The organism is Corynebacterium sp. AOP36-E1-14, assembly GCF_052377495.1.
Lineage (GTDB): Bacteria > Actinomycetota > Actinomycetes > Mycobacteriales > Mycobacteriaceae > Corynebacterium.
The window spans coordinates 1-18,103 of record NZ_JBQSWV010000023.1; the positions used below are offsets into that span (position 1 = coordinate 1).

14 protein-coding genes are annotated in these 18,103 nt (G+C 69.6%); 9 read left to right on the forward strand and 5 right to left on the reverse strand.

Annotated features, from left to right (window positions below):
• Nucleotides 1–275 precede the first annotated feature (275 nt).
• From ACT3TD_RS10870 to ACT3TD_RS10880, 3 genes are all read right to left on the reverse strand, one after another.
• Nucleotides 276–1,316, reverse strand: coding sequence for an aspartate-semialdehyde dehydrogenase (locus ACT3TD_RS10870; RefSeq protein ID WP_441579730.1), 1,041 nt, complete (start codon nucleotides 1,314–1,316; stop codon nucleotides 276–278).
• A 19-nt stretch (nucleotides 1,317–1,335) separates the two neighbouring features.
• Nucleotides 1,336–2,610, reverse strand: coding sequence for an aspartate kinase (locus tag ACT3TD_RS10875; protein WP_301443149.1), 1,275 nt, complete (start codon nucleotides 2,608–2,610; stop codon nucleotides 1,336–1,338).
• A gap of 106 nt (nucleotides 2,611–2,716) precedes the next feature.
• Complete coding sequence (locus ACT3TD_RS10880) at nucleotides 2,717–4,780, reverse strand: SIP domain-containing protein (RefSeq protein WP_441579729.1); 2,064 nt, start codon at nucleotides 4,778–4,780, stop codon at nucleotides 2,717–2,719.
• 79 nt (nucleotides 4,781–4,859) lie between these two features.
• Here ACT3TD_RS10880 and fepB point away from each other — a divergent pair, with 79 nt between their 5' ends.
• The 3 genes from fepB to ACT3TD_RS10895 all read left to right on the forward strand — a co-directional run bounded on the left by fepB (nucleotide 4,860) and on the right by ACT3TD_RS10895 (nucleotide 7,690).
• Complete coding sequence (gene fepB / locus ACT3TD_RS10885; RefSeq protein WP_301443145.1) at nucleotides 4,860–5,933, forward strand: Fe2+-enterobactin ABC transporter substrate-binding protein; 1,074 nt, start codon at nucleotides 4,860–4,862, stop codon at nucleotides 5,931–5,933.
• An 83-nt stretch (nucleotides 5,934–6,016) separates the two neighbouring features.
• Nucleotides 6,017–6,871 carry a DMT family transporter gene (locus tag ACT3TD_RS10890; RefSeq protein WP_301443150.1) on the forward strand — a complete coding sequence of 285 codons (855 nt, stop codon included), beginning with the start codon at nucleotides 6,017–6,019 and terminating at the stop codon, nucleotides 6,869–6,871.
• Nucleotides 6,872–6,895: 24 nt separating this feature from the next.
• Nucleotides 6,896–7,690 (forward strand): trimeric intracellular cation channel family protein, encoded by a 795-nt coding sequence (locus tag ACT3TD_RS10895; RefSeq protein ID WP_301443146.1) that lies wholly within the window; start codon nucleotides 6,896–6,898, stop codon nucleotides 7,688–7,690.
• A gap of 3 nt (nucleotides 7,691–7,693) precedes the next feature.
• On the opposite strand, the gene ACT3TD_RS10900 is transcribed toward ACT3TD_RS10895, so the two are convergent.
• On the reverse strand, nucleotides 7,694–8,962 hold the full coding sequence (locus ACT3TD_RS10900; RefSeq protein ID WP_301443147.1) for a hypothetical protein: 1,269 nt from the start codon (nucleotides 8,960–8,962) through the stop codon (nucleotides 7,694–7,696).
• 249 nt (nucleotides 8,963–9,211) lie between these two features.
• Between ACT3TD_RS10900 and leuA the strand changes: the two genes are divergently transcribed.
• The 6 genes from leuA (at nucleotide 9,212) to ACT3TD_RS10930 (ending at nucleotide 16,889) form a co-directional block, all read left to right on the forward strand.
• Entirely contained in the window at nucleotides 9,212–11,065 is a 1,854-nt protein-coding gene (leuA, locus tag ACT3TD_RS10905) for a 2-isopropylmalate synthase (protein WP_441582499.1), read from the forward strand.
• 202 nt (nucleotides 11,066–11,267) lie between these two features.
• A complete protein-coding gene (locus ACT3TD_RS10910; RefSeq protein WP_301444205.1) occupies nucleotides 11,268–12,167 on the forward strand; it encodes a cation diffusion facilitator family transporter in 900 nt (299 codons plus the stop codon).
• Nucleotides 12,168–12,245: 78 nt separating this feature from the next.
• Complete coding sequence (locus ACT3TD_RS10915; protein ID WP_441588265.1) at nucleotides 12,246–14,072, forward strand: DNA polymerase III subunit epsilon; 1,827 nt, start codon at nucleotides 12,246–12,248, stop codon at nucleotides 14,070–14,072.
• Nucleotides 14,073–14,080: 8 nt separating this feature from the next.
• Complete coding sequence (locus tag ACT3TD_RS10920; protein WP_301443700.1) at nucleotides 14,081–15,343, forward strand: MurT ligase domain-containing protein; 1,263 nt, start codon at nucleotides 14,081–14,083, stop codon at nucleotides 15,341–15,343.
• Entirely contained in the window at nucleotides 15,340–16,164 is an 825-nt protein-coding gene (locus ACT3TD_RS10925; protein WP_301443699.1) for a type 1 glutamine amidotransferase, read from the forward strand. The genes ACT3TD_RS10920 and ACT3TD_RS10925 overlap by 4 nt, the downstream gene beginning before the upstream one ends.
• A gap of 23 nt (nucleotides 16,165–16,187) precedes the next feature.
• Nucleotides 16,188–16,889, forward strand: coding sequence for a GntR family transcriptional regulator (locus ACT3TD_RS10930; protein WP_301443698.1), 702 nt, complete (start codon nucleotides 16,188–16,190; stop codon nucleotides 16,887–16,889).
• A 768-nt stretch (nucleotides 16,890–17,657) separates the two neighbouring features.
• Here ACT3TD_RS10930 and acpS read toward each other — a convergent pair.
• Nucleotides 17,658–18,101, reverse strand: coding sequence for a holo-ACP synthase AcpS (acpS, locus tag ACT3TD_RS10935; RefSeq protein WP_441579517.1), 444 nt, complete (start codon nucleotides 18,099–18,101; stop codon nucleotides 17,658–17,660).
• Nucleotides 18,102–18,103 lie beyond the last annotated feature (2 nt).

Genomic DNA, 18,103 nt, shown 5'->3' on the forward strand with positions numbered 1-18,103 from the left:
GCTCTCCCTATCCGGTGCCGGGACGCCAGCTGCGGACAGGTTGTCGCTGTGGTGCAGTGTGCTGGGGTGGTGTTCCCCAGGTTTTGGCGGCCCGGCACTCGTGAAATCTGTGATCACATAAGTTGGACGGGAAACACGGTAGCATGCGTCACATTAGCGGCTTCCACGGTGTCACTGACCTGCGAGGAAACAAAAGCCTGCGCCGGTGCACCCTCCTCGAGAGGAGGAATGCACCGGCACAGGCTCACCGGCCCCGACGTGCGGGACGAGAACCGCTAGAGCAGCAGCTCCGCGATCTGGATCGTGTTCAACGCCGCGCCCTTGCGCAGGTTGTCACCGGAGACCACGAGGACCAGGCCACGGCCGTCCTCCACCGACTGGTCCTGGCGGATACGCCCCACCAGGGACGGGTCCACACCCGCGGCAGCCAACGGCGTCGGCACGTCCGTCAGCTCCACACCCGGCGCCGCGGACAGGACCTCCTCGGCACGCTCCGGGGTGATCGCGGAATCGAACTCCGCGTGCACCGTCATCGTGTGCCCGGTGAACACCGGAACACGCACGCAGGTGCCGGCCACGGGAAGCTCCGGGATGTGCAGGATCTTGCGCGACTCATTGCGCAGCTTCTGCTCCTCGTCGGTCTCCCCGGAGCCGTCGTCCACGATGCTGCCGGCCATCGGCAGCGCGTTGAAGGCGATCGGGGCCACGTACGGGCCGAAGTCCTCGACCTGCAGCGCCGACCCGTCGGTCGCCAGGTTCTCCAGCACCTCCAGGTTGGCCCGCACCTGGTCGGCCAGGGCCTTCACCCCGGCCAGACCCGAACCGGACACCGCCTGGTAGCTCGACACGTGCAGGCGCTTCAGACCGGCCACACCGTGCAGGGCACCCAGCACCGGCATCGCCGCCATGGTGGTGCAGTTCGGGTTGGCGATGATGCCCTTCGGCACGTCCTTCGCGTCGTCCGGGTTGACCTCCGAGACGATCAGCGGGACCTCCGGATCCTTACGCCACGCCGAGGAGTTGTCCACCACGGTGGCGCCGGCCTCCACGAAACGCGGGGCCTGCACCTTGGACGTCGCACCACCGGCGGAGAACAGGGCCACGTCGATGCCACGCAGGTCCTCCGTCGAGGTCGCCTCGACGTCCTCGACGACGACACGTCCGCCGTTGAACTCGATCTCGGTGCCCGCCGAGCGGGCCGAGGCGAAGAAACGCACCGAGTCCAGCTTCTCCAGCACGGCCGGACGGTTCTCCAGGATGTCACGCATCACGCGGCCGACCTGGCCGGTGGCGCCCACAATCGCGAGGGTGGTCATGGTTTTCTCGGTGTCCCTTCTACCGGCCGGTGCCGGCGTAGACGGTGGCGGTCTCCTCGCCACCGAGCTTGAAACGCTCGTGCAGGGCGGCCACGGCCGCGTCGAGGTCGGTGTCGCGGATCAGCACGGAGATACGGATCTCCGAGGTGGAGATCAGCTCGATGTTGATGCCAGCGTCGCGCAGCGCCTCGCAGAAGTCCGCGGTCACGCCGGGGTGCGACTTCATGCCCGCACCCACCAGCGACACCTTGCCGACCTGGTCGTCGAACAGCAGCTGCCCGAACTTCTGGTGCTCCTCGGCGCCCTGCAGGCCCTTGAGCAGCTCCACGGCGCGCGGTGCGTCCTCCCGCGGGCAGGTGAAGGTGATGTCGGTCAGGTTGTCCGCCAGCGACGACACGTTCTGCAGCACCATGTCGATGTTGATCTCCGCGTCCGCCAGGGTGCGGAACACGCGGGCGGCCTCGCCCGGCTTGTCGGGGATGCCGAGCACGGTGACCTTCGCCTCGGAACGGTCGTGGGCGACACCGGTAAGGACTGCTTCTTCCACGGGGATATCCTCCAAAGAGCCGGACACCAGGGTGCCGGTTTCGTTGCTGAATGATGAACGGACACGGATCGGGACGTTGAAGGCGCGGGCGTACTCCACGCACCGCAGCATCAGGATCTTGGCGCCGACGGCGGCCATCTCCAGCATCTCGTCGAAGGAGATGGTGTCCAGCCGCTTGGCGTTGGGCACGATGCGCGGGTCGGCGGTGTACACGCCGTCGACGTCGGAGTAGATCTCGCACACGTCGGCCTTCAGTGCGGCGGCAAGCGCCACGGCGGTGGTGTCCGAGCCACCACGGCCCAGGGTGGTGATGTCCCGGGTCTCCCGGTTGACGCCCTGGAAGCCGGCGACGAGGCAGATCTTTCCCTCGTCCAGCGCCTCGCGCACCCGGCCCGGGGTCACGTCCACGATGCGGGCGTTGCCGTGACGCTCCGTGGTGATCACCCCGGCCTGGGAGCCGGTGAAGGACTGCGCCTCGGCGCCGAAGGAGTCGATGGCCATGGCCACCAGGGAGTTGGAGATGCGCTCACCGGCGGTGAGCAGCATGTCCATCTCACGGCCCGGCGGCACCGGGTTGACCTGGTTCGCCAGGTCGAGCAGGTCGTCGGTGGTGTCACCCATCGCGGAGCAGACCACGACCACGTCGTGGCCCTGCTTCTTGGTCTCCACGATGCGCTGCGCCACGCGCCGGATACGTTCGGCGCTCTCCAACGACGATCCGCCGTACTTCTGCACGATCAAGGCCACGGTTCCCAGCTCCACCTTCCCGTGTTGACGGGATAACTCGTTATAATTGCTCAGACCTCCCCAGCGTACCTGAGCCTTCACTGCTCCCGGAAGCCGGTGTCGCAGGTCACTTTCCGGCGACGACCACGGCGTGGCTACCCCACCCGACCGGCATGTCCGCCACCCCGGTGAGACCCGCCTCCGCCACCGCGGACGCCAGGTCACGGGCCGTGGGCAGACGGTGCCCGTCAACGAGCATGCGGGTCAGGTCCTCCTCGTAGTCGTGGTCCTCCTCCCCGCTCTCGGCGAGCAGCCGGGTGACGACCACGACACTGCCGGACGGCCCGACGATCGAGGCCGCCTCGGCGAGCAACGTCGGGACGTCCTGCGCGGTGCGCAGTGCGAAGGGGTCCAACAGGATCAGGACGCCCGGCGCGTCCGGCGCACTTCCAGCGTCCCCGGTGCCTTCCGCCCAGTCCCGCACCTCGACGCGGTCCCGGCGCGAGATGGCGACCTCGCGCAGCACCCGTTCGTGCGAGGCGTCCTGTGACTCCTGCAGGTCGAGCACCGTGACGTTGAGGTCGCCACGGGCGCGGACGAGCTCGTCTGCGTACACCGCGGCGGCCACGCCCTCGGACGCTCCGGCCACGGCGACGTGCGTCGGCGCACCGCCGGGCAGTGCGTCCAGCTTCTTCGCCAGCGCCGGGGCGACCCACTGGGCGCGGGTGGCCTCGCCGTCGGCGAGGGTCTCGCCCAGGGCGGGTTTCTCGGCCCGGACGGACGCCCAGTCGGCCCCGCGCGAGCCGACGGCTGCCGGCGTGCCGGTGCGCAGCGTCTCGTCGAGGTGCAGCCAGGCCAGCGACTGGACCGCCCCCGGCCCGGTCAGACGGGCGACGACACCCTCCGGGTCGGCGAGCTCGTTGCCCAGGGTCGTCAGCTGCACGGTAGGGGTCGCAGCGTCTTCAGCGTCACCGACGATGGTGAGCAGGTCGAGCGACTGCAGGTAGCGCAGGAAACGCAGGAGCCGGTCCGGGTCCACCCCGGTCGCGCCGGCGACCTCGGCGAGGGGCGCCGCCGGTCCGCCCGCCGCCTCGGCAGCCACGTCGACGGCCTCGAACAGGCCCAGCCGTGCAGCCGCCTGCAGTGCCAGGCCCGGCGCGATCTCGGTGAGCTCGTGGAGCTGCATGAGCACGGAGATGCTCGACGACGGTGCCTCGGCTGCGGCGGCACCGGTCGCGTCCTCCCCCGCCTCGCCGTTGCCCTCTTCCTGGGCGGCCGGCTGCGGGGCGTCGACCTTGCGCCAGTAGCCGGTGACCTGCACGTGCTCGCGCGGCACCCCGGCGGTCTTGATGAAGGAACGGACCTTCTTCAGCCGTCCGGCCTCACCACCGGCCCACACGAAGGGCGTGCCCTCCGGCAGTGCGGTGTCGCCGGACGCCAGGGCGTCGACCTCCGCGGTGAAGTCCCCGCCCTCGGCGCGCACGACCCAGCGCAGGTCCAGGGTGTCCGCGCAGGCCACCTGACCCAGGTCCTCCTGGATGTCGGCCTGGTCCGGGACCTCCACGATGGCGAGCACGCGGTGCCCGGCGGGCACCTCCTCCAGGCAGCGGCCGATCGCCGGCAGGGCGGTCTCGTCGCCGACGAGCAGCAGCCAGTCGGTGTGGACCGGCAGCGAGGCGCAGTTCTTCGGGCCGGCGGCGTACACCTTGTCGCCGACGCCCGCGGTGGACGACCACCCCTCCGCCAGGCCCGCGCCGTGACGGGCGAAGTCCACGACGAGTTCGCCGTGCTCCCCGGCGTCCGGCGACCAGCGGCGCACCGTGTAGGTACGGAAGAGCTCGTTGACCTCGGCGGTCCAGTCCAGGCGGCCGTCGCCCAGCGACACCGGGTAGGGACGCTCGGCGGTCTCCGGGTGGGGGAAGATCATCCGCATGTCGTCGTCGAAACCGTCGGAGACGATGGCCGGCACGGTCTCACCGTCGCGCTCATGGGCGCGCAGCCCCTCACCACCGAAGACGATGCGGCGCATGTTCGGGGAGACGTCCTCGACCCCGAGCACCTCCAGCTCGCGCATCGTGATCGGGTAGATGTCGGTGTCGCGGCTGATTCGTGGCACGGCGAAGTGCTCCTCACGTTGGGTGCGGGGGTGGCGGTCGAACCGCTTCGCCACGAGGTTAGCATCACCTGACATACCCCCTACCGGTGGACGGGCGGTGCCGATACGATTACTGAGCGTAACCACCCTTTCGTATTCTCGAGGAGAGAATCACATGTCTCATCTGCCCACCATGCGCCGCCGGATCGCCGGCGCCGTCGTCGTCTCCGGCCTCGTGTTCGCCATGGCCGCCTGCTCCGACGACAGCGACGACAGCAGCTCGTCCGACGGCTCCGACAGCACCGACACCTCCGCCGCGTCCCAGAGCGACGGCGAGTGGCCGCGCACCGTCGACTCGATCGGCGTCGACGACGGCACCCCCACCGGTGAGACCGAGGAGGTGGAGATCCCCGCCCAGCCCGAGCGCATCGTGTCGACGTCGGTGACCCTGACCGGCAGCCTGCTGTCCATGGACGCCCCGGTCATCGCCTCCGGTGCAGCGAGCCCGGGCCCGACCTCCGACGACAAGGGCTTCTTCAAGCAGTGGGCCGACGTCGCCGACGAGCGTGGTGTCGAGGAGATCGGCCAGCTGGAGCCGGACTTCGAGAAGATCGCCGCCCAGGACCCCGACCTGATCATCGTCTCCGCCTTCGGCGCGGACGCCGCCCCGGACCTCGCCGAGCGCCTGTCGGAGGTCGCCCCCACCGTGGTCCTGGACTACTCCGACAAGGACTGGACCGAGGTCACCACGCAGCTCGGTGAGGTCACCGGCCACGAGGAGGAGGCCGCCGACGCCATTCAGGAGTTCAAGGACCGCGCCACCGAGGTGACCGAGAACATCGAGGAGCCCGAGCAGCCCGTGCAGTTCATCCTGCCGGCGACCGACGGCGGCGTGAACTTCATGACCGGCGAGTCCGCGCAGGGCCGCATCATCGAGGAGCTCGGCTGGGACCTGGACGTCCCCGGCGAGGGTGTGGCACGTACCGACGGCGACTACGCCGGACGCACGGACGTGGTGCAGGTCACCGACGAGAACCTGGACAAGGGCCTGACCGGCCGGACGATCTTCGCCACGAACGCCGACGCCGACAACCCCGTCAGCGAGCAGATGGCCGAGAAGCCCACCGCGCGCAACACCTACGCCGTGGAGAACGACCGCATCTTCGAGTTCAGTGCCGAGACCTTCCGCATCGACTACTACAGCGCGATGGTGATGCTCGACCAGATCGAGGAGTACTTCGCGAAGTGATCGTGACGTGATCGTGGGGTAATCGGGTAATAAAGCCCTCTGATACATCCTCGGCGGCGGACGACTAGTCTGAGTTTCTGATGATGCACAGCAACCTGCTCGCTGTCGTCTTCGCCCTTCTTTCTGCCCTCACCGTGGCCTGGGGAACGATCCTGCGCCACCAGGTCGCCGAACAGACGTCGGGCGACCGCGACAACGCCCACGGCACCCCGGTCCTCGCGGCCGTCGCCCGTCCACGCTGGTGGGCGGGCGTCTTCTGCGCGCTGGCGGCCTACGGGCTGCAGATCGTGGCGCTGGGGTTCGGCACGCTGCTGGTCGTCCAGCCGGTGCTGGTGCTCTCGTTGATGTTCACCCTGCCGCTGGCCGCCCGTTTCGACGGACGCCGGGTGTCGCGTATGGAGATGGCGTGGGCGACGCTGCTCACCGTCGCCGTGGGCGTGGTCGTGGTGTGGGGACGTCCCCTGCCCGGCAACGATTTCCCGACGTTGGGCACGTGGATGGCCACCCTCGGGGTGGGCGCGATCGTCTTGCTGGCCCTGATGTGGCTGGCCTCCCGGCAGCAGCTGCGCACCCGGGCCCTGATCCTCGGCGCCGTGACCGGCGCGATCATGGGTTACCTGGCGGTGCTGTCGAAGTCGGTGGTCAACATCTTCAACCAGGAGGGCGTGGCCGCCCTGCTGACCACCTGGGAGCTCTACGGGGTCATCGCCGCGGCGATCATCGGCACACTGGTGCAGCAGGCCAGCTTCAACGCCGGCGCGTTGAAGAACTCGCTGCCCGCCATGACGATCACCGAGCCGATCGTGGCGTTCGTGCTGGGCTACCTGGTGCTCGGTGAGCGGTTCCAGGTGGAGGGCACCCAGTGGCTGATCATGGCCGGTGCCCTGGTGGTGATGATCGTGTCCACGGTGGTGCTCTCGCGCCGCGGCGTGGAGTGAGTGGAAAAGGATATCCTCGGCGCCATGGACTTTGTCGACCCGTCGATCAGGGCGGTCTACGAGACACTCGACCTGATCGGGGTGGTTCTCTACGGGATGATCGGGGCGATCATCGCCCGCGCCCGCAACCTCGACTTCATCGGCATCCTCTTCCTGTCGATCATCACCGCGTTGGGCGGCGGCATGATCCGCGACGTGCTCATCGACAACGGGCCGCCGGCCGCCATGCAGGACATGCGCTACTTCGGGCTCGCCCTGGTCGGGGCGGTGATCTCCACGATGATCCACATGAACTCCCGCGGGTGGGAGATCTTCCGCGTCCACGGCGACGCCGTGGTCCTGGGCGTGTGGGCCGCGACCGGCTCGACGAAGGCGCTGGCCAACGACCTGCCGTGGTCGTCGGCGCTGTTCCTCGGGGTCTTGACGGTGGTCGGCGGCGGCATGATCCGGGACGTGATGACCGGGTCGGTGCCCGCGATCTTCGGCGGGGCGACGTTGTACGCGACCCCGGCACTGCTCACCGCGGCGGTGATGGTCGGGATCAAGTCGTTGGACGACTCCGGGGTCGCCGGTGACTTCCCGGTGTTCCTGGTGGGGCTGATCGTGTCCCCCTTCATCGGCGCGGGGCTGATGATCGCCGCCTACTGGCGGGGTTGGGTGCTACCTGGGATGCAGGACCTGTCGTGGGCGGCGCAGAAGAGGCTGCGCCAGCCGATGACGATGGCGCGGGCCATGAAACTGCGCCGTATCCGCCTGCGACGGCGAGAGGAGGCCGAAGAGGTGGCAGAGGAGAAGGCCGAGGAAGAGCGCGGGGAGTGATCCTCAGATCGCGTACTCGAAGCCGATGAGCATCTCGGCGGACACCCAGAATCCCAGGGTGCACCACAGGACCGCCGCGACCCCGATCGCCGCGCCGGCCACGACATGGACCGGACCCACCGCCCCGGCAGTCCGCCAGCCACGCACCGCCCGGACGACCAGCGGCAGGCACAGCAGGAGCACCGGGATCAGCAGCAGCCGCGGACGTGAGTGCATGATGCCGTCCGACCCCAGCACGATGCCCGCCAGGACCACCGCCGGCAGCCACAGCTGCCAGGGGATCCACCCCGCCCACAGCATCCACAGCGACGCCACGCACAGCAACGCCACCAGGATCATCGACCAGCTGGAGATCGTGTAGCCGGTCATCTGGCCGGGCAGGTTGTCCGCCAGCCACCGCAGCGTGGCCGCCCCCAGGTCGACCCCGGAGTGCCAGCCACGCTCCTGCGCGGCGAAGTACCCGCCGATCTCGGCGACCGTCCGGTTCGCCCACGCCAGGTAGGCGCCGATCCCCAGGGCGCCGAGCACCGGCGCGGTGACGGCGGACGCCGGGAAGGCAGGAAGCGCAGCGTCCTGCCGTGTTCGTCCTGCCTGGCGCGCCCGCCACCAGCGCCACACCTCGACCACGGCGGCGACGCACAGTGTGAGCACCAGTGCCGCGGCGGTGAGCCGGGTCAGCCCGGCGAACAGGGTCAGCACACCGGCGGCGAGGTGGCGGCGGCGCAGCAGGAAGTACAGCGCCCACACCGTCAGGGCGGTGAACAGGCTCTCGGAGTAGGGCATCCAGTAGACGACACCCATCGGCGCACCGACGGCGAGCACCGTCACCACGGCCGTCAGCACGACCAACGTCCGGCGGTCCGGAGGACACCACAGCTCGGTGGCCAGCAGGCTGACACCCCAGGCCAGGAACAACGTCGCGACGGCGGAGGTGAACATCGCGGCGAGGAACGTCGCGTCCGCCACGTCCAGCACCGCCATCGGGGCGGCGACGAGGCGCACCAGCACCGGGTACCCGGGGAAGAACGCCACCGACTCCCACTGCACCGGGCCGGACGGTTCGGACGACATGACGAACCCGGAGTAGCCGTGCTCCGAGATCATCATCATCCAGTGCGCGTCCCACTGCGTGAGGACCTCGCGCAGGCTGAGGCCGTTGCGGTTGCCCCGGACGGTCATCACGACCATCTGCACGACGGCGGTCAGCACCGTCACCACGCCCGAGACCACTGCGGTCACCGCCGTCACGCCAGCCGTTGCTCTTCGTTCCACGGTCGTCCATCCTAGCGCCCCACCACCATGGCGAACCCGGTCGACGTTAGCCCGGTCACACTCCCACTTTCCCCGCGTCCGCGTCACCGTGTTACAGTGGTCGCCATGATTAACTCGCGCGCGCAGCTCCTCCTTCTCTGCCGCGGCGGGGTCAGGTTCTGAAAAACCGACCGGCTCCCCGTCGCGGAGTTGAGTCGTGCCGGTCGGTGATGACCATTATTTCCTTCCACCGATCCAAGGAGCACCATCATGACCCCCTCTGATTCCTTCATCTCCGCCCCCGCCCGCATCTCCACCCCTGCCGGCGAGATCCCCGAGGGCCAGAAGGCCTGGAACAAGCAGCGCCCCTCCCAGATGCCGGCGCACCGCTACCAGCCGCACTTCACCGAGGTCGAGCGCTTCCAGCTGCCCGACCGCACCTGGCCGGACAAGGTCATCGACACCGCACCCCAGTGGTGCGCGGTGGACCTGCGCGACGGCAACCAGGCCCTGATCGACCCGATGAGCCCGGAGCGCAAGCGCCGCATGTTCGACCTGCTGGTACGCATGGGCTACAAGGAGATCGAGGTCGGCTTCCCGTCCGCCTCCCAGGTCGACTTCGACTTCGTCCGCGAGATCATCGAGAACGACATGATCCCGGAGGACGTCACCATCCAGGTGCTGGTGCAGGCGCGCGAGCACCTGATCCGCCGCACCTTCGAGGCGTGCGAGGGCGCGAAGAACGTGATCGTGCACTTCTACAACTCCACCTCGATCCTGCAGCGCCGCGTGGTCTTCCGGAAGGACCGGGACGCGATCAAGAAGCTGGCGACCGACGCCGCCGAGCTGATCAAGGACGTCGCCAAGGACTACCCGGACACCACCTGGCGCTGGCAGTACTCCCCGGAGTCCTACACCGGCACCGAGGTCGAGTACGCCAAGGAGGTCTGCGACGCGGTCATCGAGATCATGGAGCCGACCCCGGAGAACCCGATCATCATCAACCTGCCGTCCACGGTGGAGATGATCACCCCGAACGTCTACGCCGACGGCATCGAGTGGATGAGCCGCCACATCGCCCGCCGCGACTCGGTGATCCTGTCGCTGCACCCGCACAACGACCGCGGCACCGGTGTCGCCACCGCCGAGCTGGGCTACATGGCCGGCGCCGACCGCATCGAGGGCTGCCTGTTCGGCAACGGTGAGCGCACCGGCAACGTGGACCTGGTGACCCTGGGGCTGAACATGTTCACCCAGGGCGTGGACCCGCAGATCGACTTCTCCGACATCGACGAGATCCGCCGCACGGTGGAGTACTGCAACCAGCTGGTCGTCCCGGAGCGTCAGCCCTACGGCGGCGACCTGGTGTTCACCGCCTTCTCCGGTTCGCACCAGGACGCCATCAACAAGGGCATCGACGCCCTGGCGGACTCCGTCTCCCCGGGCCACCACGCCAACGAGATCTCCGAGGAGGACTTCCGCCGCGTGCAGTGGGAGGTCCCCTACCTGCCGATCGACCCGAAGGACATCGGCCGCAGCTACGAGGCCGTGATCCGGGTGAACTCGCAGTCCGGCAAGGGCGGCGTGGCCTACATCATGAAGACCGACCACGGCATCGACATGCCGCGTCCGATGCAGGTCGAGTTCTCCGGCGTGGTCCAGGCCGTGACCGAGGCCGAGGGCGGCGAGGTGAACTCCAAGGCCATGTGGGACATCTTCACCGGCGAGTACCTGGAGCGCACCTCCCCGCTGGAGCAGATCTCCGTGACGGTGGACGGCCCGCAGACCGAGGGGTCGGAGACCAAGGTCACCGCCGAGATCGAGTGGAAGGGCGACACCCGCACCATCCAGGGCCGTGGCAACGGGCCGATCGCGGCGTACTGCAACGCCCTGGAGGCCCTGGGCGTGGACGTGGAGGTCCAGGAGTACTCCCAGCACGCCCGCACCGCCGGCGACGACGCGGAGGCCGCGGCCTACGTCCTGGCGCAGATCGACGGCCAGCAGGTCTGGGGTGTCGGCATCGCCGGTTCGATCACCTACGCCTCGCTGAAGGCCATCACCTCCGGGGTGAACCGCGCGCACTCCAAGGAGCCGGTCGCCCAGGGTGTGCTCGGCGGGGTCTAGTCCCAGCTGGGTCAGCTGTGTCATCTGAGTCGTCCCCCAGGTAACGAAACAGTGGGTTTCGTGGCCTGGGGGACGACCCAGTTGGCACCACCCCGCAGGGGCACCGGAATCCGCTTCCTAACCCGGTGGTTGGCCGGTGCGGCACGCCCGTGCGACAGTGAACGCCCTGTCCCTGCGTGACCTCCGAGGAGTCTTTTTCACGGTGCGTACCGAACAACAGGCCCTGCGCGTGTCGCTGGTCGCCGTCCTCCTGCTCTCCGCGCTCGGCATCGGCTTCGGCCTGGTGTCCGGGTCCGCGGCCATCCTGTTCGACGGCGTCTTCTCCCTCGTCGACGCCCTGATGTCGGTGATCTCCATCATCCTGGCCGGGCTGCTCGCCAAATCCAGGTCCGAGGGGCTGCCGCGGCGGTTCAGCATGGGGTTCTGGCACTTCGAACCGTTGGTGCTGTGCCTCAACGCCCTGGTGATGATGGCGGTCGCCGGCTATGCGCTGCTGCAGGCCGTCACCGCGCTGCTGGACGGCGGACGCGAGGTCGAGTTCGGCCCGGCCGTGGTCTACACCGTGGTCGTCCTGCTGCTCGCCGGCACCACCGCGGCCCTGGAGCACCGGGCGAACCGGAGGATCGGCTCCGCGTTGGTGGCCATGGACGTCAAGGGGTGGCTCATGGGCGCCGGGGTGACGGGTGCGCTGTTGATCGCGTTCCTGGTCGGCATGGTCATCGACGGGACCTCCCACGAGCACCTGCTGCCGTACGTGGACCCGGTGGTGCTGATCGTCGTGGCGTCCGTGCTGATCCCGGTGCCGGTGCGCACCCTGCTGCGCGCACTGTCCGAGATCGCGCTGGTCACCCCGCCGGAACTGCACGCCGAGGCCCGCGCCGTCGCCGACCGGGTCGTCGCCGAGGAGGGTTTCCTGTCCGCGGACGTGCATGCCGCGCAGGTCGGCCGCTCGCGCCAGCTGGAGATCGTCTTCCACGTCTCCCCCGACACACCCCCGCGCCCCCTGACGCAGTGGCACGGCATCCGTCGTCGGGTCGCCGGCGAGCTCGGGGGCGACGACCCGGACAGCTGGATCACCGTGTGGTTCACCACCGACGAGTGACGCAGACGTGGAGCTCCGGCGCGGCGAGTCACCGGTGTCCTTAGCACCGGCGGCTGGACGGAACGTATGATGTCCCCCATGACTTCCCCCGGTTCCGGCCCCGACGCCACCCACGGCGCAGACGGTGCCCCGCGCAGCGGACAGGGCCGTTCCCGGCGTCGCCGCCGCCAGGTCCACCGCCGTTCCGCTCCCCCGTCGGCACGGACCGTCGAGCAGGCAGACAAGAAGGCCGAACAGAAGATACAGGACGCCCCGGCCGCCGTGCCTGCCGAGCCTGCCGTGCCTGCCGCGTCCGCACCCTCCGTTCAGGACGCACCGGGCACGCAGGACGCTCCGGTGCAGGACGGCGCGGCGCAGGCCGCGCCGCGTCCCGCCCGTAACCTCCCGAAGACCTTCCACGGCTCGTTGCCGAGTGCGCAGGAGGCGCCGTTCGTGGAGATCACGGTGGCGACGTCGGGCATCCACCCCAGCACCTCACGGATGGTGGCGTTCGCCGCGACGTTGCACACCGCCGACGGGGAGCGTGCCGTGTTCAGCGGCAACCGTCCCGCCTCGGCGCAGACCGACGGTACCGACGGCACCGAAAACACAGACCCCGCCGCGCAGCTCACCGGCTTCGTCCAGCAGATCAACCCCGGCGAGGACCCGGGCCCGTGGCACCTGCACGGCTACACGGAGGCCGACCTGGGCCAGGCGCCCGGTTTCGCCACCGTCGCCCCGCTGCTGTTCGACCTGATCGAGGGACGCACCCTGATCTGCCACAACACCACGCTGACGTGGGGGTTCATCCAGTTCGAGTACCGGCGCGCCCAGCGTGCGGCGAACCGCGGCACCCAGCGCAACAACCCGCGCGGGCGGCGGCGCGGGCAGCGTCGGCCGAAGAAGATCTCGGTGCCCACGCCCACGCGCATCATCGACACCCTGGCCTCGGCCCGACGTGCCGGGGTACCGGTGGAGGATCCGCGCCTGCGCAGCATCGCGTCCTACTACACGCACGCCCACGGGCTGGACCTGCCGCAGGACGCCCTGGCGTCCCTCGGCCCGGCGTCCAGCCTGCAGCGCGCCGACGTGCTCGCCGACGAGCTGCTGCTCGCCGACACCCGCATCCTGCACCCTCTCCACCTCGCGCAGCGCGAGGTCGCCGACGGTGCCGCCGACAACACGCCCGGCGGGTTGTCGGTCGCCGATCCGTCCGACCTGACGGCGGACCGGTTCGGTCTGCAACGCAGCACCGTGCGGGTGGACGCCACCACCTCGCCGCGTCCCTTCGGCAACCCGGGCACGCCCGACGGGCACACCCTGCGCCAGGGCATGGAGTTCGTGGTCAGCCCGGACGTGGGCGACGACCCGGACCTGCTGATCAGCACCGCCACGAAGGCCGGACTGGTGTACAGCGAGAAGCTGAACAGGACGTCGAGCCTGGTGGTGTGCAACCGCAGCCACGAGCTGCGCGGCAAGGCGATGCACGGGGAGCGCAAGAACATCCCCCTGTTCACCGACGAGGAGTTCCTCGCCGCCTTGGAGGACGTGGAGCCGGGCTCCACCGACATCGCCGTGCCGGACGCCCGGCCGGCGACCCCGCGCATCCCCGCCCCGCAACGCGGCAAGAGCCGTAACCAGGGACGAAACCGCAACCAGTCGCGCAACCGCAACCAGGCCCGCGGCAAGAACGGCGGCAGGGGTGGCAACGGTGGCGGTAACTCCGGCGGCGGCAACTCCGGCAATGCGTCGAAGGACCCCGCCAAGGACGCCACGTCCGGCGGCGGGAAGAACAACGGCGGCGGCAACGGCGGCGGCAACGGTTCCGGCCGGTCGTCGTCCCGGCGGCGTCGACGGCGCGGCTCCGGCAGCCAGAAGCAGCAGGGCCAGAAGCAGAACCAGAAGCAGAACCAGAACCAAGGGTGAATGAAGCAATGGGAATGTTGACCTCACTGGCCGTCCGCGCGGCGGACGCCGCGACCTGGGCGTCGAAGAAGACCGGCCGCGGTTCCGGCGGCATGATCGGCGGCCTGGTCGCCAACTTCATCGACCCGAAGCTCATGGAGCAGCTCGGCGCGGGACGCCCCTGCACCATCGTCACCGGCACCAACGGCAAGTCCACCACGACCCGCATGCTCGCCGAGGCGGTCCGCGCCCTCGGCACGGTGGCCACCAACGACGGCGGCGACAACATGGACGCCGGGGTGATCTCCGCACTGCTGGCCGGCCGGGACCGCGAGCGCATCGTCCTGGAGGTCGACGAGCTGCACGTGCCGGCCATCGCCAAGAAGCTCGACTGCGACGTCCTGGTGCTGCTGAACCTCTCACGCGACCAGCTCGACCGGGTCGGCGAGATCAACAAGATCGAGCGGGTGCTGCGCGAGTGCGTGGAGGCGCGCCCCGGGATGACCGTCGTCGCCAACTGCGACGACGTGCAGGTCACGTCCGTGGCGTGGGACTGCCCCAACGTGGTGTGGGTGTCCGCCGGCGTCGGGTTCACCGGCGACTCCACGTCCTGCCCGCGCACCGGTGGTGCGGTGGTGCGCACCGAGGAGCAGGACGGCTCCCCGGACTGGTACGCGGTGAAGCCGCTGGCCGACGGCCGCGAGTTCCGCCGTCCCACACCCACCTGGACGGTCACGCCCGAGGGGCTGACCACGCCCTCGGGCGAGCTGCTGCCGCTGTCGTTGAAGCTGCCAGGCAACGCCAACCGGGGCAACGCCACGCAGGCGATCGCCGCGGCGGTGGCCCTCGGCGTGGACGAGACGTCCGCCCTGGCCGCCGCCGAGCGTGTCGACGACGTCGCCGGACGCTACTCCACGGTGAACCTCGACGGCCGCGAGGTGCACCTGCTGCTCGCCAAGAACCCGGCCGGCTGGCAGGAGGCCCTGTCGATGGTCGACCGCGCCGCCGACGGCCTGGTCATCGCCGTGAACGGGCAGGTCGCCGACGGTCAGGACCTGTCCTGGCTGTGGGACGTGAAGTTCGAGAACCTCGACGACCTCAAGGTCGTCGCCGCCGGTGAGCGGTCCTCGGACCTGGCCGTACGCCTCGGCTACGCCGGGGTGGAGCACGACACCGTGGCGGACACCGTCGCCGCGGTGCGCGCCTGCCCGCCCGGGCGCGTGGAGGTGCTGGCGAACTACACGGCCTTCCGTGACCTGCGTAAGGACCTGCAGAAGGAGATCTCCCAGTGAGTAGAGAAGCGGCCCTGAACATCGGTCTGGTGCTGCCGGACGTGCTCGGCACCTACGGCGACGACGGCAACGCCCTCGTCCTGCGCCAACGTGCGCGGATGCGCGGCATCACCGCCGAGATCCACCCGATCACCCTGCACGACGGCGTGCCGGAGACCCTCGACGTGTACACCGTCGGTGGTGGCGAGGACGTCGCCCAGATCCTCGCCGCCGAGCACCTCGCCGCCGACGGCGCGATGGCGCGTGCGGTGCAGGCGGGACGTCCCGTCCTGGCCATCTGTGCCGGCCTGCAGGTCTTCGGGACGTCCTTCCGGGCGTCCGACCGCATGGTGGACGGCCTGGGGCTGATCGACGCGACGACGTCCTCGCTGCAGAACCGCACCATCGGTGAGCTGCGGTCGGACCCGAATCTGAAGGGCTTCGGCCTGACCGCGGGTTCGCTGGGTGCGGCCGGTGTGCTGACCGAGCCGTTGACCGGTTTCGCCAACCACCAGGGCGCGACCCTGCTCGGCGCCGACGCCACGCCGCTGGGGTACGTGACCGAGGGCGTGGGCAACACCGACGCCCACGGTGCGCTGACCGCCGGTCTCACCCCCGAGCGTGCCGGCAAGGAGGTCTACTTCGAGGGCGCGGTGCAGGGATCGATCGTGGCGACGTACATGCACGGGCCGGTGCTGGCGCGTAACCCGCAGCTGGCGGACCTGCTGCTGGCCTCGGCGATGGACACGACGCTGGCCGAGCTGCCGCCGCTGACCGGCGCCTTCGCCACACAGCTCGACGGCGAGGTCGCGCAGCTGCGCGCGGAGCGACTGAAGGCGTAGGTCCCGTCGGTAGAGTGGTCGGCATGTCCCTCAGCCCTCTTCCCGCGGCGACCCGTGTGGGCGACCAGGCCTACGCGGCGCTGCATGCCGCGATCGTCGACGGCACGTACCAGGGCGGACGCCGCCTGCAGATCAGGGACCTCGCCGCGGAGCTGGGCATCAGCGTGATGCCGGTGCGGGAGGCCATCACCCGCCTGGAGGAGGACGGCCTGGTCGAGACGCGTCCCCGGCGCGGTGCCGTGGTGCGCTCCTTCTCCCCCGCCGAGCTCCTGGACATCTACGACGTGCGGCGTGTGCTCGAGGTCCGCGCCACGGAGCTGGGCGTCGCTGCGCTGGGTGGGGATGCCGAGGAGGGGGATGATGCCGGGAAGGCTGCCGTGACCGCGGGCGGACTGGAGCCCCTGTACGACCGGATGCTCGACGCGCTGGGCCGCGGGGACGTCCTCGGTCACCTCACCGCCGACGAAGAACTGCTGTCCGCCGTCTACGAGGCCTCCGCCAACAAGGTGCTGTGTGAGTCGATCCGCAGCCTGTGGGCACAGTGCCGGCACTACAAGATCGTCGGTGTGCGCGAGGAACTGGAGTCCCGGACGCCCGCCGGGATCCTCACCCACCAGCGTCAACTCATCGACGCGGTCGCCGCAGGGCATGCCTGTGCCGCCGCTCGGGTCACCGAGGCCTCGCTGACCTCCGCGATGGAACGCATCCGCGGCGCACTGGGCTGAGACGTCTCCTCCCCCGCTATCCACACCACCCGGTTGTCCACTCCTTCCGGCACGGATTTCATCGGCAGTAGCCATCTGTAATACAGGAGATATAGGATTGGTTGGATAGACCATCCGGTTCGCCATTACGCTCCGCTTCTTTTCAGGCTTCTGGAGGACTGCCCCCCCCTACGAGCAGGACCGGTGACTAACAGCATGAACAAGGCGCAAGAGCACGAGTTCTACTCCCGACCCGAGAACCAGGAACCCCAAGGTCCGCCGGTAAGGAGAAAGTCCAAGTACGGGGCTCCGGTCCCGGTCCGCTTTCCGCAGCCGCTCCTGGACCGGATCCGGGATGCCGCCGAGAAGGACGACCGCTCGGTGTCCTCGTGGATCCGGCGCGCAGCCGAGCATGAGCTCGGCCGAGAGGCTGGATAGATCCGGCACACCGACACGGCACCATCACCGGGACCGCCGGCTCTTCGGACTGGAGGGCTCGCTCGCCTCACACCCGATCTCCCTGCGGTGGCCGACGGTGTCGCCGAGCAGGCGGCGGCGTCCTCCCGACCGGAATCTGCCGCGCAATCCCGGTAGCCGACGGCGGTCACTTCCACTGGTCCTCATCATCACCCCAGCGTGCCCGGCACGCATGCGACAACCGTGGGACCACGATGGCACGCCGCGTAGCGTCCGATCACAACATGGTGGGAGTGCCCACGCGCAGCAACCCCGCAGGTCGGTCACACCGACCTGCGGGGTTGCTCGCTCACTCCGGGGGAACCCGGGCCGCTACATGCGCCGCCACTCCCCGACCACGAAGGCCTGGGCCACCGGGCCGTCGTGCGACAGGCTCAGATGCCAGACGGCGTGCCCGTTCTCCGGGGCCCCACCACCGAAGTGGCGGGTCAGCGCACCGGTGACCACGGAGTCCAACGGGTCGTGCAGCCGGATGAACGGCCGACCCCACCGGTCCTTGACGACCTCGATCCGTGACCAGTCCATCTTGGCACCGGGGATCTCGTCGCCGGCCTCGGCGGCGGTCCACGCCTTGTAGAACGCCTCCTTCGCCGCCCACCGGGCCGCCAGGTGCTGCGCCTCGTTCCCGCTCGTCTCGGCGAGACGGGCACAGGCGCGCCGCTCGGCACCGGTGAAGGACGCGGCGAACCGCGACCCCGGCAGGTCGAGCTGCTCGGCGAACGACGGGATGTCCACCACGTCGATACCGACACCCATCA